Source organism: Pseudomonas fragariae (ex Marin et al. 2024), assembly GCF_059621105.1.
The window spans coordinates 3,892,279-3,906,236 of the sequence record NZ_CM184369.1 but is presented as its reverse complement, the minus strand read 5'-3'; the positions used below and the strand labels follow the sequence as shown (position 1 = coordinate 3,906,236).

The 13,958-nt window shown below is 61.7% G+C and carries 9 protein-coding genes; 5 read left to right on the top strand and 4 right to left on the bottom strand.

The features are described 5' to 3' along the window. The first annotated feature begins 52 nt into the window (after positions 1 to 52). Both AC54XV_RS16710 and AC54XV_RS16705 read left to right on the top strand, forming a co-directional pair. Positions 53 to 622 carry a helix-turn-helix domain-containing protein gene (locus tag AC54XV_RS16710; protein WP_003397107.1) on the top strand — a complete coding sequence of 190 codons (570 nt, stop codon included), beginning with the start codon at positions 53 to 55 and terminating at the stop codon, positions 620 to 622. A 42-nt stretch (positions 623 to 664) separates the two neighbouring features. Beyond that, positions 665 to 2,068 (top strand): FAD/NAD(P)-binding protein, encoded by a 1,404-nt coding sequence (locus tag AC54XV_RS16705; RefSeq protein WP_440058222.1) that lies wholly within the window; start codon positions 665 to 667, stop codon positions 2,066 to 2,068. Between the two features lie 467 nt (positions 2,069 to 2,535). On the opposite strand, the gene AC54XV_RS16700 is transcribed toward AC54XV_RS16705, so the two are convergent. Next, positions 2,536 to 3,642, bottom strand: coding sequence for a sigma-54 interaction domain-containing protein (locus tag AC54XV_RS16700; RefSeq protein WP_003407646.1), 1,107 nt, complete (start codon positions 3,640 to 3,642; stop codon positions 2,536 to 2,538). Next, the gene (ssuD, locus tag AC54XV_RS16695) at positions 3,642 to 4,781 is read right to left on the bottom strand and encodes an FMNH2-dependent alkanesulfonate monooxygenase (protein WP_003407645.1); all 1,140 of its coding nucleotides are present in this window, start codon (positions 4,779 to 4,781) and stop codon (positions 3,642 to 3,644) included. Before ssuD ends, AC54XV_RS16700 begins: the two co-directional genes overlap by 1 nt. Before the next feature lie 388 nt (positions 4,782 to 5,169). Between ssuD and ku the strand changes: the two genes are divergently transcribed. Continuing rightward, positions 5,170 to 6,075, top strand: coding sequence for a non-homologous end joining protein Ku (ku, locus tag AC54XV_RS16690; protein ID WP_003407644.1), 906 nt, complete (start codon positions 5,170 to 5,172; stop codon positions 6,073 to 6,075). Between the two features lie 20 nt (positions 6,076 to 6,095). After that, positions 6,096 to 8,696 (top strand): DNA ligase D, encoded by a 2,601-nt coding sequence (ligD, locus tag AC54XV_RS16685; RefSeq protein WP_024652154.1) that lies wholly within the window; start codon positions 6,096 to 6,098, stop codon positions 8,694 to 8,696. An 86-nt stretch (positions 8,697 to 8,782) separates the two neighbouring features. Here ligD and pssA read toward each other — a convergent pair whose 3' ends face one another. After that, positions 8,783 to 10,126 carry a CDP-diacylglycerol--serine O-phosphatidyltransferase gene (gene pssA, locus AC54XV_RS16680; protein ID WP_058822190.1) on the bottom strand — a complete coding sequence of 448 codons (1,344 nt, stop codon included), beginning with the start codon at positions 10,124 to 10,126 and terminating at the stop codon, positions 8,783 to 8,785. A gap of 292 nt (positions 10,127 to 10,418) precedes the next feature. Here pssA and AC54XV_RS16675 point away from each other — a divergent pair, with 292 nt between their 5' ends. After that, complete coding sequence (locus AC54XV_RS16675) at positions 10,419 to 12,605, top strand: TonB-dependent receptor (RefSeq protein ID WP_496717101.1); 2,187 nt, start codon at positions 10,419 to 10,421, stop codon at positions 12,603 to 12,605. A 38-nt stretch (positions 12,606 to 12,643) separates the two neighbouring features. Here AC54XV_RS16675 and AC54XV_RS16670 read toward each other — a convergent pair whose 3' ends face one another. Beyond that, positions 12,644 to 13,786 carry a glycerophosphodiester phosphodiesterase gene (locus AC54XV_RS16670; RefSeq protein ID WP_058822188.1) on the bottom strand — a complete coding sequence of 381 codons (1,143 nt, stop codon included), beginning with the start codon at positions 13,784 to 13,786 and terminating at the stop codon, positions 12,644 to 12,646. Positions 13,787 to 13,958: the final 172 nt, after the last annotated feature.

Here is a 13,958-nt window from a genome sequence, read left to right as displayed (position 1 = left end):
GTGTCCCTGGGCTGGGCAGTATAATGCGCAACGGTTTGATGTGAGCACCAGCATGCACAAAGAAAATTCCCAGCGCCCTCCGGTGCTGCAGCACGTCAGCCAGAACGTACGGCGTCTGCGTAACTGTGCGGACCTCAGTCAGACGGCGCTGGCGGAAAAGTCCGGAGTCAGCCGACGCATGCTGGTCGCTATCGAGGCCGGCGAGAAAAACGTCAGTCTGGCGACCCTGGATCGCGTGGCCGAAGCCCTGGAAGTGGCGTTCAGCGACCTGATCCAGGCGCCCGAAAATCGTGATTACAGCCGCATCAACGAGCTGGCATGGGCCGGTACGATCGCCGGCAGCAAAGCGGTGCTGCTGGCCAGGGCCGTTGCCCGGCGCGAGGTGGAGTTGTGGGAATTCTGTCTGCAGCCTGGGGACGCCTATGTCTCGGAGGCCGATCCCGATGGCTGGAGTGAACAGGTCTACGTTGTCGAAGGGCACCTGACGTTGCGCTTTTCCGACCCGGCGGCCATGCAGCAGGTAGGGGCGGGCGAGTTCTTCATGTTCCCCAGCAATCAGCCGCACCGCTACTGCAACGACGCCGATGTGCCCCTGCGCTTCGTGCGTAACGTCGTGCTCTGACCTTCCCATTCTTTTACAGCCACCCCAGCGAGGCACTGTTCGATGATCGAAGATTCCCACCAGACGGCTGACATTCTGATCATCGGCGGCGGTCTGAGCGGGACCATGCTGGCGGCGCAACTGCTGCGCAGACCGGGCCGGCGCCGAATCCTGATCATCGAAACCCGCAGCGAACTCGGCAGGGGCGAGGCCTACAGTGCGACGGAGCCGGGCCATACACTCAATGGCAACGCTGCACGGATGAGCGTCGATCCGGACAACCCGGATGACCTCACCCAGTGGCTGACTGACTATCTGGCTGCCGGGGGCTGGCCTGAAGCCGCCGAGCAGAGGGTCCCGGTCGCCGAGCTGTTTCCGCCGCGCGGTGTGTTCGGGCTTTATGTCCAGCAGCGACTGCGTGAAGCCCGAAGCGCTGCTGAAGCCTTTGGCTCGACCGCCGTGCATGTGCCCGGCGAGGCAGTGGACCTGCAGGTCCATGCAGATGGCGTAAGTATCTCGCTGGCTGACGGTCGTATGCTGCGCGGCAGTCGGGCCGTGCTGGCGACCGGCATGTACGCGGCTTCACGCACCCCGCGACGTGATTCGAACGAACTGAACACCGCAGCACTGGACCCTTGGGATGTGGCGGTGATGAGAAAGCTCGATCCGCAGTCGAGGGTGCTGATCATCGGCTCGGGGCTGACCATGGTCGATGCGCTGGTTTCGCTGGAAACGGCCGGGCATCGTGGGCCCATCCAGATCTTTTCCCGGCACGGCCTGCTGCCGCATGTCCGGCGTCAGCCGCCGGAATGGCCTGATTTTCTTGCTCAGGACCCGAGTATCCGCAGTACTCGGCAACTGGTGCGCAAAGTGCGTGAACAGTGCGAGCTGGCCATCGAGAGCGGCATTGACTGGCAGGCCCCGCTGGACACTGTGCGCGCCAACGTCGGCAGGCTGTGGAATCAGGCCAGCGATCAACAGCGCCGCCAGTTCGTCCGTCATGTAAGGCCTTGGTGGGAGAGCCACCACCATCGCTCCCCGCCACCGAGCGCTGCGCTGCTGGCGCGGCTGATCAGGCAAGGGCGGTTGAGTATTGACGCGGCCTCGCTGCAGGGCGTGGCCAGTCTGCCGTCAGGTCAGGTACAGATCAGCGTGCGTCGGCGCGGTGAGAGCCAGCCGACGCAGATCACCGGCGATGCGCTGATCAACTCCACCGGCATCGAGTACGACTGGCGACGCGTGGATCGCCCGTTGCCCCGGCAGTTGCTGGCACGCGGGCTGATCCAGCCCGGCCCGCTGGCACTCGGCATCGCCGCCGACGCTGCGGGCGCAGTACTTGACGCACACGGTCAGTACTCGGCACGCCTGTTCGCCATGGGCCCGCCATTGCGCGGCATGTGGTGGGAAAGCACCGCAGTGACCGACGTGGCGATCCAGGCCAAGGCGCTGGCGATACATTTGTCGTAAGGCACCGCCTGCTCAGAAGAGGACGCAGAGCGTCCGGAAAGGCATACCCACGCGGAGCATGGCTACGATAGTGTTCTCGCGAGCACCTCTCGTTCCTCACGCTCCAGCGTGGCAATGCCGTTCGTGACGCTCTGCGTCAGCTCTTGGTGCAGCGCCGCGGAGCATGGCTACGATAGTGTTCTCGCGAGCACCTCTCGTTCCTCACGCTCCAGCGTGGCAATGCCGTTCGTGACGCTCCGCGTCAACTCTTGGTGCAGCGCCGCGGAGCATGGGTACGATAGTGTTCTCGCGAGCACCTATCGTTCCTCACGCTCCAGCGTGGCAATGCCGTTCATGGCGCTCTGCGTCAGCTCTTGGCGCAGCGCCGCGGAGCATGGGCACGATGGTGTTCTTCCGGACAGCTATCGTTCCTCACGCTCCAGCGTGGGAATGCCGTTCGTGACGCTCCGCGTCATCGGTCTGCGCCTTCACACCGACAGGTGCAGCATGCGGTCGCCCTGGACATTTTCACCCGGCCTGCGTTTGTTGACCGCCAGTTCGCCAATCTTGATCAGACGTGTGCGCGTGACGTTGCGGGTCAGGCCCAGCAGGCTGGCCGTGTGCACCTGGTTGTGGTGGCAGAAGCGATAGGCGGTTCTGAGCAACGTATCTTCGACCTTCTCGTGCAAGGCACCGGCCTGTTCTTCAAACAGTTTCTGAAACGCCCGGTTGAGCAGTTGCTCGGCGGATTCGTCAGGCGGGTTGTGTTCATCCTGACGCTCGATTCTAAGGTTCGACATGCGCAGGTCATCACGCTGAATGACACCTTCACGGCACACCAGCAGGGTGTGATGGATGACGTTTTCCAGCTCGCGAATATTGCCTGGCCAGCTGTAGGTCTTGAGCTTGTGCTCGGCTTCGGGGCTGATCCGCACCGGACCATGCCGCAGCCGCTGGCTGTAGACCTCTATGAAGTGCCGGGCCAGGGGCAGGATATCGCCCGGCCGCTCGCGCAGCGGGCTCAATTCCAGATTAACCACGTCGAGCCGGTAGTAAAGGTCCTCGCGGAAATGCCCGGCGTTGATGGCCTTTTCCAGTTGCACGTTGGTGGCTGCGAGCACCCTTACATCAATGGGCACACTCTTTCGCGAGCCCAGACGCACCACTTCACGCTCCTGAAGCACGCGCAGCAATTTGACCTGCAAGGTCATGGGCAGGTCGCCGATCTCATCGAGAAACAGCGTGCCGCCGTTGGCCTCTTCAAACCAGCCGGCCTTGGCGCTGATCGCTCCGGTGAACGCGCCTTTTTCGTGGCCGAACAACTCCGCCTCGATCAGGTTCTCGGAGAACGCGCCGCAGTTGACCGCCACGAACGGTTTGTCGCGGCGGGCGCTCAGTTCGTGGACGTGGCGAGCAACCAGTTCCTTGCCGGTGCCGGTCTCGCCGATGATCAGCACACTGGCATCGCTGGGCGCGACCTGGCGTACGTGAGCGAGCAGGGCTCGCGACTTGGGGTCTTCGAACACCTGCGCAGTGGCCCTGATCGAGGTGGCCAGCGCAGGCGAGTGGGGTAAGGTCAGCAGTTGCCCGGACATCACTTGGCCTGCGGGGGCAGATCGTTGGCGATCATTTCGCCGAACGGGCCCGTCAGGTTGGTGATGCCGCGCCCGGCGAGGCTGGCGTAAGGCTCAGGCAGCAGCGGGAAGACCAGTTCGGCGAAGCGGTAGGCTTCTTCAAGATGCGGGTAACCCGAGAAAATGAAGCTCTCGATGCCCAGGTCGGCATATTCCTTGATGCGTGCCGCGACCTCTTCGGGATTGCCGACCAGCGCCGTGCCTGCACCGCCGCGCACCAGGCCTACACCGGCCCACAGGTTGGGCGCGATCTCCAGGTTGTCGCGGCGCCCGTCGTGCAGCGCGGCCATGCGCCGCTGACCTTCGGAATCAAAACGCGAAAAGGACTTCTGCGCTGCAGCAATGGTGTCATCGCTGATGTGTTCGATCAGCGTGCTGGCGGCTTTCCACGCTTCTTCGCTGGTTTCGCGCACGATCACGTGCAGGCGAATGCCGAACTTCACGGTGCGTCCCTTGCGCGCTGCCCGTTCACGTACATCGGCGAGCTTCTGCGCTACGGCTGCCGGAGGCTCGCCCCAGGTCAGGTACACGTCCACCTGATCGGCCGCAAGGTCATGCGCCGCGTCGGAGGAGCCACCGAAGTACAGCGGCGGGTAGGGTTTTTGAATCGGCGGGTAAAGCGCCTTGGCGTTCTGCACGCGCAAGTGCTTGCCTTCAAAGTCGACCGCTTCGCCCTGCAGGACGCGGCGCCAGATTTTCAGAAATTCGTCGGTAACTTCATAGCGCTCACTGTGGTCGAGAAAGCTGCCATCGCCACGGTTTTCGTCCGGGTCGCCACCGGTCACCACGTTGATCAGCAGCCGGCCGCCGGAAAGACGATCCAGCGTGGCGGCCATGCGTGCCGAGACGGTCGGCGAGATGATCCCGGGGCGGATCGCCACCAGATACCTCAGGCGCTCGGTCAGCGGCACCAGCGCCGAGGCGATGACCCACGAATCCTCGCAGGAGCGACCGGTGGGGATCAATACACCGTAATAACCCAGGTCATCGGCGGCCTGCGCCACCTGTTTCAAATAGTTGAGGGTGACGGGACGTGCGCCCTTTGTCGTGCCCAGATAATGGCCGTCGCCGTGAGTCGGAAGAAACCAGAAAACGTTCATGACAAATCCTTGGAAGTAATCAGCCGGGTGAAAGCTGACGGGACCCGCTGTCGGTTGGCAGACACCTCACCAACAGCGTTCGGGGTGGGGCCATTTATAGAACGTCTTTTTTATTCCGTAAAAGAACGTTAAACCATATTTTTAGACCCTAAATGCATATAAGGGCCGGGCAACTTTGCATAACCTCGCGCAGCCCTTGCACTACGAGGCTTTGACGGAGGTACGACCCGGATCCCTATCCCGGCTATCAGGAGCCAAAACGTTGACAGTTGGTTCTTCAGGATAAAAAAACTCGTTCAGCACAGCGGGTTTCCCGGCGCTCGTCAGGCGGCCGAAACTTTTCTCCGACCGGCCCTGTCACCTTTCCAGGACCAACAGGAGTCAGACCATGGCAAGGGCAATCTGGAAGGGCGCAATCAGCTTCGGGCTGGTGCATATACCGGTCGCGTTGGTTTCGGCGACAACGTCGACCAGTGTCGACTTCGACTGGCTCGACAAACGCAGCATGGACCCGGTCGGCTACAAGCGAATCAACAAGGTCACCGGCAAGGAAGTCACCAGCGAAAACATCGTCAAGGGCGTGGCATACGAGAAGGATCGCTATGTGGTACTCAGTGAGGAGGAAATTCGTTCCGCCCACCCCAAATCGACGCAGACCATCGACATATTCGCCTTCGTCGACAGCCAGCAGATCCCTTTGCAGAACATCGACACGCCTTATTTCCTGACGCCCGACAAGCGCGGCGAGAAAGTCTATGCGTTGTTGCGCGAAACCCTGGTCGATACCAAAAAGGTCGCGCTGGCTAACGTCGTGCTGCATACCCGCGAACACCTGGCTGCGGTCATGCCGCTGGAGTCGGCGCTGGTGATGGTGATCCTGCGCTGGCCTGCCGACGTGCGTGAACTGGACACACTGGAACTGAGCGACGCGGTGACCGACGCCAAGTTGAACAAGAGCGAACGTGACATGGCCAAGCGTCTGGTCAAGGACATGAGCGCTGACTGGCAGCCTGAGCAGTATCGCGACACTTTTCAGGACAAGATCATGCACTTGGTCAAGACCAAGGCAGACGAAGGCGAGATCGAGGATGTCGAGACCGATCCGGCCGAGGAAGAACGCAAGAGTGCCGATGTCATTGACCTCACCGACCTGCTGCGACGCAGTCTGGCGGGCAAGGGCGGGGCCGGTAAAGCCAAGACGAGCAAGCCTGCGGCGAAGGAAAAACCGGCCGACAAGGACAGCCCCAGGCCCAAGCGGCCCGCCGCGCGCAAGAAAACCAGCAAAGCCTCTTGAGCCCTACGGAGTGACCGGTTATGGCCAAGCCCGCCAGTGAATACACCCGCAAGCGCAATTTCGCCATCACCTCCGAGCCTGCGGAGAGCAAGCGTAAGGGCAAAGGCAAGTCGCAGCCTGGCGCGCTCGGTTTCGTGATCCAGAAGCATGACGCACGGAACCTGCACTACGACTTTCGACTGGAGCTGGAGGGCACGCTCAAGAGCTGGGCCGTGCCCAAAGGTCCGAGCCTGGACCCCACGCAAAAGCGTCTGGCAGTGCATGTCGAAGACCATCCGCTGGACTACGCCGGCTTCGAGGGCAGTATCCCGCAGGGTCAATACGGTGGCGGCGATGTGATTGTCTGGGACCGGGGTGTCTGGCAGCCGCACGGTGATCCGCAAAAGACCTACGAGGAAGGCAAACTCAAGTTCACCCTGGTCGGCGAGAAACTCAGCGGTGACTGGGCGCTGGTGCGTACCCGGCTCAAGGGCAGCGGCAGCAAGGAACAGTGGCTGCTGATCAAGGAAAAGGATGACGTCGCGCGACCTGCTGCCGAGTACGACATCACCCATGAGCAGCCGCAAAGCGTGATCAGTGGAGCTCATGTCGGCAAGCAACGCGGCACCTCGAAAAAGTCCGGGGCCAGCGCCGCCAAAGCCAAGGCCGCGACACCCGCCGCAGCAAAAGCGTCTACGCTCGCTGCAAAGCCTGCGCGCAGGAAAGCGAAGTCGGCCTTCCCGGACACGCTTGCGCCGCAACTGGCGACGCTGGTGGAGGCGCCGCCAGCCGGTGACTGGCTGTACGAAATCAAATTCGATGGCTACCGCATGCTGACTCGTATTCAGGGCGACGATGTGCGGCTGTTCACCCGCAACGGGCATGACTGGACCGAGCGGCTGCCGGAACTGGTCAAGGCGCTCAAGGGCATGAAGCTGCGCGACAGCTGGTTCGACGGCGAAGTGGTGGTTCTCGATGAGCAAGGGCTGCCCGACTTCCAGGGCTTGCAGAATGCCTTCGACGCGGGGAACAGCAAGGACATTCTGTACTACCTGTTCGACATGCCGTTTCTGAGTGCGGAGGACTTGCGCGAAGTGCCGCTCGAGCAGCGTCGGGATGCCTTGAAACAAGTTCTCGACGCACAGAAAAGTCGCCTGTTGCGTTACTCGGATGCCTTTCAGGCAGGCCATCAGGACATTGTCGCGAGTGCTGCGGCAATGGGCCTGGAAGGGGTGATCGGCAAGCGTGCCGGCAGTGCCTACGTCAGCAAGCGCAATGCCGACTGGATCAAGCTCAAATGTCGCTTGCGACAGGAATTCGTGGTCGTCGGCTATACGGCGCCGCAGGGCAGCCGATCGGCGTTCGGGGCCTTGTTGCTTGCGGTCAATGCCGGTGAGGACGGGTTGATCTATGCCGGGCGGGTCGGCACCGGATTCACTGAAGTGAGCCTTGAGCAACTGCATAAACAGCTGAAGAAGGTGCAGCGCAAGGAATCACCGCTGGCCAAAAAGCTCTCCGCGTCCCAGGCGCGTGGCGTGCAGTGGGTGGCGCCGCAACTGGTCTGCGAAGCCGAGTTCGCCCAGTGGACCCGCGAAGGCATCGTGCGCCAGGCTGCCTTTGTCGGGCTGCGCAGCGACAAGCCCGCCAAGGACGTGGTGCGTGAAGACGCTCAGCCTGCCAAAGTGGCCAGCCAGCCCCCAACCACAACGGCAGCGCCCAAGGCGCGCAAAAAGGCCGCGCACGGAAAGGTTGATGTGGCGGGCACCGGCATCAGTCATCCGGACCGCGTCATCGACAGCAAGTCCGGCACCAGCAAGATCGAACTGGCGCAGTTTTACCAGTCCATCGCCGACTGGATTCTGCCCTACCTGAACAAGCGTCCCGTGGCTCTGCTGCGCTGTCCGGAGGGCATCGACGGTGAGCAGTTTTTCCAGAAGCATGCCGAACATCTGGCGATCCCGCACATCAGGCAACTGGATCGTGCCCTGGACCCCGGGCATGCCGCGCTGATGGAAATAGATTCGGTGCCGGCACTGGTCGGTGCTGCACAAATGGGCGCCATCGAGCTGCATACCTGGGGCGCGACGCGTGACAGAATCGAAACGCCGGACCATTTCGTGCTGGACCTTGATCCCGATCCGGCACTGCCCTGGCGCAGCATGATCGAGGCCACGCAAATGGTGCTCGCCGTGCTGGAAGAACTGGGGCTGGAGGCTTTCCTCAAGACCAGCGGTGGCAAGGGCATGCACATCATTGTGCCGTTGGCGCGCCAGGCAGACTGGGACACGGTAAAGGCGTTCGCCAAGGCCATCGCCGAGTTTGCCAGCCGTCAGCTGCCGGAACGCTTCACCGCCACCATGGGGCCGAAAAACCGCGTCGGAAAAATCTTCATCGATTACCTGCGCAACAGCCGCGGCGGCAGCACCGTAACCGCCTACTCAGTACGCGCCCGGCCAGGGTTGCCGGTCTCGGTGCCGATCGCGCTGGATGAGCTGGCGGGTCTGAAGTCGTCGGCACAGTGGGACATCACCAATCTTGAGCAGCGTTTGAAGCGGCTCAAGGACGACCCGTGGGCCGGTTACAGCAACCGGCGCAAAATCACGCAGAAGATGTGGAAGCAACTGGGTGCGAAACGGCCTTGAGGCAAGGCCACTGTCCGGGTTTTGCAAGGGGATACGTGGGCCGGCACGCCTGATCATAGCTCGCATGCCGGCCGCACGTTGAGTGCTCAGAGAATCCGGTACAACAGTCGCTCGACCCGCACGCGACTGACACGCTTGAGAAACTTGCGCACGCCTTCGGGGTAGTTGGCCAGTGTGTCGAGCTCGTCATACTGGTTGACGCGCTGCGTGTTGCGCATCAAATGCGCGATTTCCGCTTCCCTTGGCTCGCTCCACTGGCCCTGCGGATCGTCGATCAGCAAGGCGTTTTCCAGGTCCAGATTGAAGGCGCGAGGGTTCAGGTTGTTGCCGGTCAGCAGGGTGTAGCGCTGGTCGACCCAGATGCCCTTGAGGTGGAAGGTGTTATCGCCGTGTTTCCACAGGTGCACATTGAGGCGATGCTGGGCGATTGCCTTCTGATGCTTGTGGGCAAAGCGCCGCAGGCTGATCTCATAGAGATAGGGCAGGGCCGAGATCACCTTGAACGGCTCATCCGGATCGATGAAGAAGTCGTTGGCGGTCTTGTCGCCAATGATGATATCGACCTGCACGCCGCGCTTGAGCGCCCGATTGATTTCGCGAGTGACGGCCACCGGCAGGTTGAAGTATGGCGTGCAGATGGTCAGCTGAATCTTGCTCGACGCTATCAGATCGCAGATGGCGCGGTTGAGATTGTTGCGCGGGCCGACGCCAAGCAGCGGAATCACGCGCATGTCGCCGTTTTCCTTTTCGCCCGCCGAGGTGTCGTAGGCGGCGCGTTTCAGGTCGCCACGAAACGCGCGGATCTCACTGCGCAAACTGCGTGAGCTGGGCGGCGATTGCAGATCGAGGCGGTGCACGGCCGGCGAGGAGAGTATTTCCCGCTGCACCAGATTCTGGAAAGCGTCGGCCAGTGCTGCGTTTTCGATCAGGTGATAACGGTCCAGACGGTATTTATCGAGCTTGTGCAGGTAGACGTTGTTGATGCTGGCGCCGCTGTAGATCACGCAGTCGTCGACCACACTGCCCTTGAGGTGCAACACCCCGAACAGTTCGCGGGTCTGCACCGGCACGCCGTAGATCGGCACTTCTTGATCGTATTCGAGGTTCTGCGCCTGGTACCAGGTCGAGTTGCCGGGCTGGCGTCCGGCACCGATCAGGCCGCGTTGCGCGCGGAACCAGTCGACCAGAACCACCACATCCAGCTCCGGCCTCGCGGATTTGGCAGCGTACAGCGCGTCGAGAATCTCCTGGCCGGCTTCATCCTGTTGCAGGTACAGCGCGATGATGTAGATGCGCCGGGTGGCCGAAGCGATCTTTTCCAGCAGGCAGCGTCGATAGTCGGCGGCAGAAGGAACAATGGAGATTGCATCGCTCTGCAGGGCAAAACCGCGAAGTGCTGCCAGGGTCGAGCGTCGGAAAGTGGACTGCATAGGCCTCTCGATGGGAAAACCAATAGCCTGTGAGCTTACACGACAGTCGCCCTCCTGTGGCTGTCGCCAACCTGTTTCAAGGCATTGCGGAACGCCACGGGTCGCCATTCGCGCTGATTTTTAACGCCGGGCGCGGGAACGACCCGCGTGGCGTTGCTCGCCTCTCACTTTTCATGCGTAAACAAATGATAAGCATTACCAGTAACATCTGATATCATTTCGCATCCACCCGATCGGTGATGTCCAGGACGGTTGCTTCCGATCTCGTTCAACTTGTCTGCAGGACCTATTGATGAACTCCCCATCGTTCCCGATGCGCCTCACGTTGCTCGCGTTTTGCTGTTCCATTGGATCTCCGGCCTGGGCCGCTGCAGAGGCTGCCGGTCGGCAGGACGGCCCTGTGGTGTTGGGCGAGACCGACATCAGTGCCGACAAGGCCGATCCTCACGCGCTACCGCCGGTTTATGCTGGCGGGCAGGTGGCGCGCGGCGGGCAACTGGGTGTTCTGGGTAATGCCGACATCATGGACGTGCCGTTCACCATGAGCAGTTACACCGAACAGTTGATCGAGGACCAACAGGCCGAAACCGTCGGCGACGTATTGCTCAATGATGCATCGGTGCGTCAGTCGAGTGGCTATGCCAACGCCTCGAGCATCTTCGTCATTCGCGGCCTCAAGCTGACCACCGACGATATTTCCTACAACGGTCTCTACGGCGTACTGCCGCGCCAGATCATATCGACCGATGCGCTGGAACGCGTTGAAGTGTTCAAGGGTCCCAACGCCTTCATCAACGGCGTGACCCCGACCGGCTCCGGGATTGGCGGCGGCGTGAACCTGCAGCCCAAGCGCGCGCAGGATACGCCGACGCGTCGTTTCACCACCGACATCAGCAGCGACGGTCGGGTCGGCGAGCATCTCGACCTGGGGCAGCGCTTTGGCGAAGGCAATCGCTTTGGCGCGCGTCTCAACCTGTCGCAGCGCGAAGGCGAGACCGGCGTCGAGGATGAAGAGCATAGCAGCAAGCTGTTCGCGCTGGGGCTTGATTACCGAGGTGACAACTTCCGTCTGTCCGGCGATTTTGCCTATCAGAAGCAGCGCATCAACCAGAGCCGCAATACGGTGTTTGTCGACAGCGCCCTGACCAGCGTGCCGCATGCTCCGGACTCGGATACCAATTACGCGCCGAACTGGACCTGGACCGAAACCGAAGACACCTTCGGCATGAGCCGCGCCGAGTACGACCTCAACGAAGACTGGACGCTGTATGCCGCAGTGGGCGCGAAGCACACTCGCGAGGTCGGCGTATATGGCTCGCCAACCGTCCACGATGCCGCAGGCAATACCACGGCCGCACCGTCCTTTATCCCGCATGATGAAGACAACAAGACGGCCATGGCCGGCATCAACGGCAAGCTGCAGACCGGCGCGGTCAGTCACAAGGTCAACTTCGGGCTGTCGGGCATCTGGACCGAACAGCGCAGTGCGTATCTGTTCGGCGGCACCTCCAGCAACAACCTTTACGAGCCTGTCTCCCAAGAGCGCCCGGCACTCGACAGTTTCACCGCAGGCGATCTGAACGATCCCGGCATTGTCGGCAAGAGCCGTATGCGCAGTGCGGCGTTCTCCGACACGCTGGGCTTTTTCGATGATCGCCTGTTGCTGACCGCAGGCCTGCGTCGCCAGCAACTGCGTGTTCAGGGGTATGAATACGGCAGCGGCCCGCGTAATGCGCTGTACGACGAAGCGATCACCACGCCGGTCTACGGGGTGGTATTCAAGCCCTGGCACTATGTGTCGTTCTACGCCAACCGCATCGAGGGCCTGGCCCAGGGGCCGACCGCTCCCGACACGGTGACCATCAACCCCGGCGAGGTCTTTGCGCCGGCACGCTCCAAGCAGGTCGAGGCAGGCGTCAAGCTGGACATGGGCACGTTCGGCGCGAGCCTGGGCGTGTACCGCATCGAGCAACCGGCTGACGGCTACCAGGTTCTGGAAGGCACCGGGTCGCGTTATGTCCGTGATGGTCAGCAGCGCAACCGCGGCGTGGAGATGAACGTCTTTGGCCAGCCTGTCAGCGGCCTGCGTCTACTGGCCGGTCTGACCCTGATGGACACCGAGGTGAGCGGTACTGACGGCGGCAGCAACGACGGCAATCGGGCCATTGGTGTGCCGACCTTCCAGTTCAACGCCGGTGCCGATTGGGATATTCCGGGGATCGAAGGCGCGGCCATCAATGCGCGCATGCTGCGCACCGGCGGGCAATATGTCGATGCTGCCAACAACCTGAGCATCCCGACCTGGAACCGCTTCGACCTGGGCGCACGCTACACCTTCAACGTTGCGCAGAAGGACGTGACCCTGCGCGCCAACGTCGAGAACCTGATGAACAAGGATTATTGGGCATCAGCCAATGGCGGTTACCTGACTCAGGGCGAGCCGCGTACCCTCAAGCTGTCGGGCACTGTCGACTTCTGATTGACTGGCCGCATCGCAGGATGCGGCCAGCCGCTGAATCAGTAACCGTTGCGCTTCAGAATCGTTTCAATGCTTTCTTTCGCTGGCCGCCCGTAGAACTTCAACAGTTCGGCGGTGCGGTTGGTGAAGAAGCCGTCCGCGCCATCATGGCTGATCCGCTTGAAGTCCTCTGCGTCGTCCACCGTATACGGATGGATCACCATGCCTTTCTCGTGGGTCAGGTTGTTCATCCAGGGTTTGACCAGGTCCATATAGCTCTGGTCGCCACCCTTGGCCAGTTGCGACGAAGGGCCGGTGCCGATGGCGCCGTGGGCCTTGGCCCAGTCAATCCACTGCTCGAACTCCTGCGGTGATTTGACTTCCTGGGTCGCGTAATAGCTGGCCTTGTCCTTGGCCCCCGAGTCCTTGAACGCGACGCTGGATTTGGGCTCTATCGAGCCTTCGCCAATCCACAGCAGCATGACCTTGGGCACTTTCGGCATTTCTTTCTGCAGCAGTTCCAGGCTTTGCTTCTCGAACGTCTGCAGGACCACGCGTCCTGGCATGTGCGCAACGTTGACATGGCCGGCCGCTGCCGCAGGCCGCTGTTCGAGCCAGCCGCGTTTGGCCAGCAGTTTTTTCAGGTCGGCTTCGACACCTGGAAACTTGTTCGGCACCTTGGTCTCGATGTACAGCCCCGGCTTGTTGGCGCCGCCCTCGGCGATGTCGATGACCTCATCCAGCGTCAGGATCTGCAACCCGTTGTAACTGTCGCGGGCCCTGTCCGGGTAAGCCTTGTTGAACCACGAACCGGCGTCCAGTTGCTTGAGCTCCGCCAGGGTGAAGGTGCTGACCGGGTCTTTCACCCGTGTTGGGAACACGTCAGCGATGTTGGTGGTGCGTTCCAGCACGTCATCGTGCAGCGCTATCAGCACGCCGTCCTTGGTTCGCTGGATGTCCATTTCCAGGTAGTCCGCGCCCAGGTCCCGCGCCAGGGTGTAGGCCGGGGTGGTTTCTTCCGGTGCGTCGAACGAAGCACCGCGATGGGCGATCACGGCCGGCCAGGGCAGGCCGTATTTCTCGCTCAGCACCTTGCCTGGGGCGTCCGCCGCCGCTGCCATGCCTGACGACAGCATCAGGCCCGACATCACAGCCGCAGCCAATAGGGTCTTTTTCAACAGGGTGGTGGGAAATCCTTGCATGGGCGGGTGTTTCCTTGTTTTTTGAGAAAGCCTGTTTTATGAACAGCGTGCGCGCCAGCCCGAGCCGCTGGTTGCGTCACTGCACGCAACGATAGCGCACCTGGGTGATTGCCGGGTCAGCTTGCTCATGAGTCTGTCCGGCAAATGCGTCCACTTTATGAACGCCCGGCGT

Bases quoted from the DNA above. Each gene is read 5' to 3' on its own strand.
- AC54XV_RS16710 (WP_003397107.1), top strand. From the start codon at position 53: ATGCACAAAGAAAATTCCCAGCGCCCTCCGGTGCTGCAGCACGTCAGC.
- AC54XV_RS16705 (WP_440058222.1), top strand. From the start codon at position 665: ATGATCGAAGATTCCCACCAGACGGCTGACATTCTGATCATCGGCGGC.
- AC54XV_RS16700 (WP_003407646.1), bottom strand. From the start codon at position 3,642: ATGTCCGGGCAACTGCTGACCTTACCCCACTCGCCTGCGCTGGCCACC.
- ssuD (WP_003407645.1), bottom strand. From the start codon at position 4,781: ATGAACGTTTTCTGGTTTCTTCCGACTCACGGCGACGGCCATTATCTG.
- ku (WP_003407644.1), top strand. From the start codon at position 5,170: ATGGCAAGGGCAATCTGGAAGGGCGCAATCAGCTTCGGGCTGGTGCAT.
- ligD (WP_024652154.1), top strand. From the start codon at position 6,096: ATGGCCAAGCCCGCCAGTGAATACACCCGCAAGCGCAATTTCGCCATC.
- pssA (WP_058822190.1), bottom strand. From the start codon at position 10,126: ATGCAGTCCACTTTCCGACGCTCGACCCTGGCAGCACTTCGCGGTTTT.
- AC54XV_RS16675 (WP_496717101.1), top strand. From the start codon at position 10,419: ATGAACTCCCCATCGTTCCCGATGCGCCTCACGTTGCTCGCGTTTTGC.
- AC54XV_RS16670 (WP_058822188.1), bottom strand. From the start codon at position 13,786: ATGCAAGGATTTCCCACCACCCTGTTGAAAAAGACCCTATTGGCTGCG.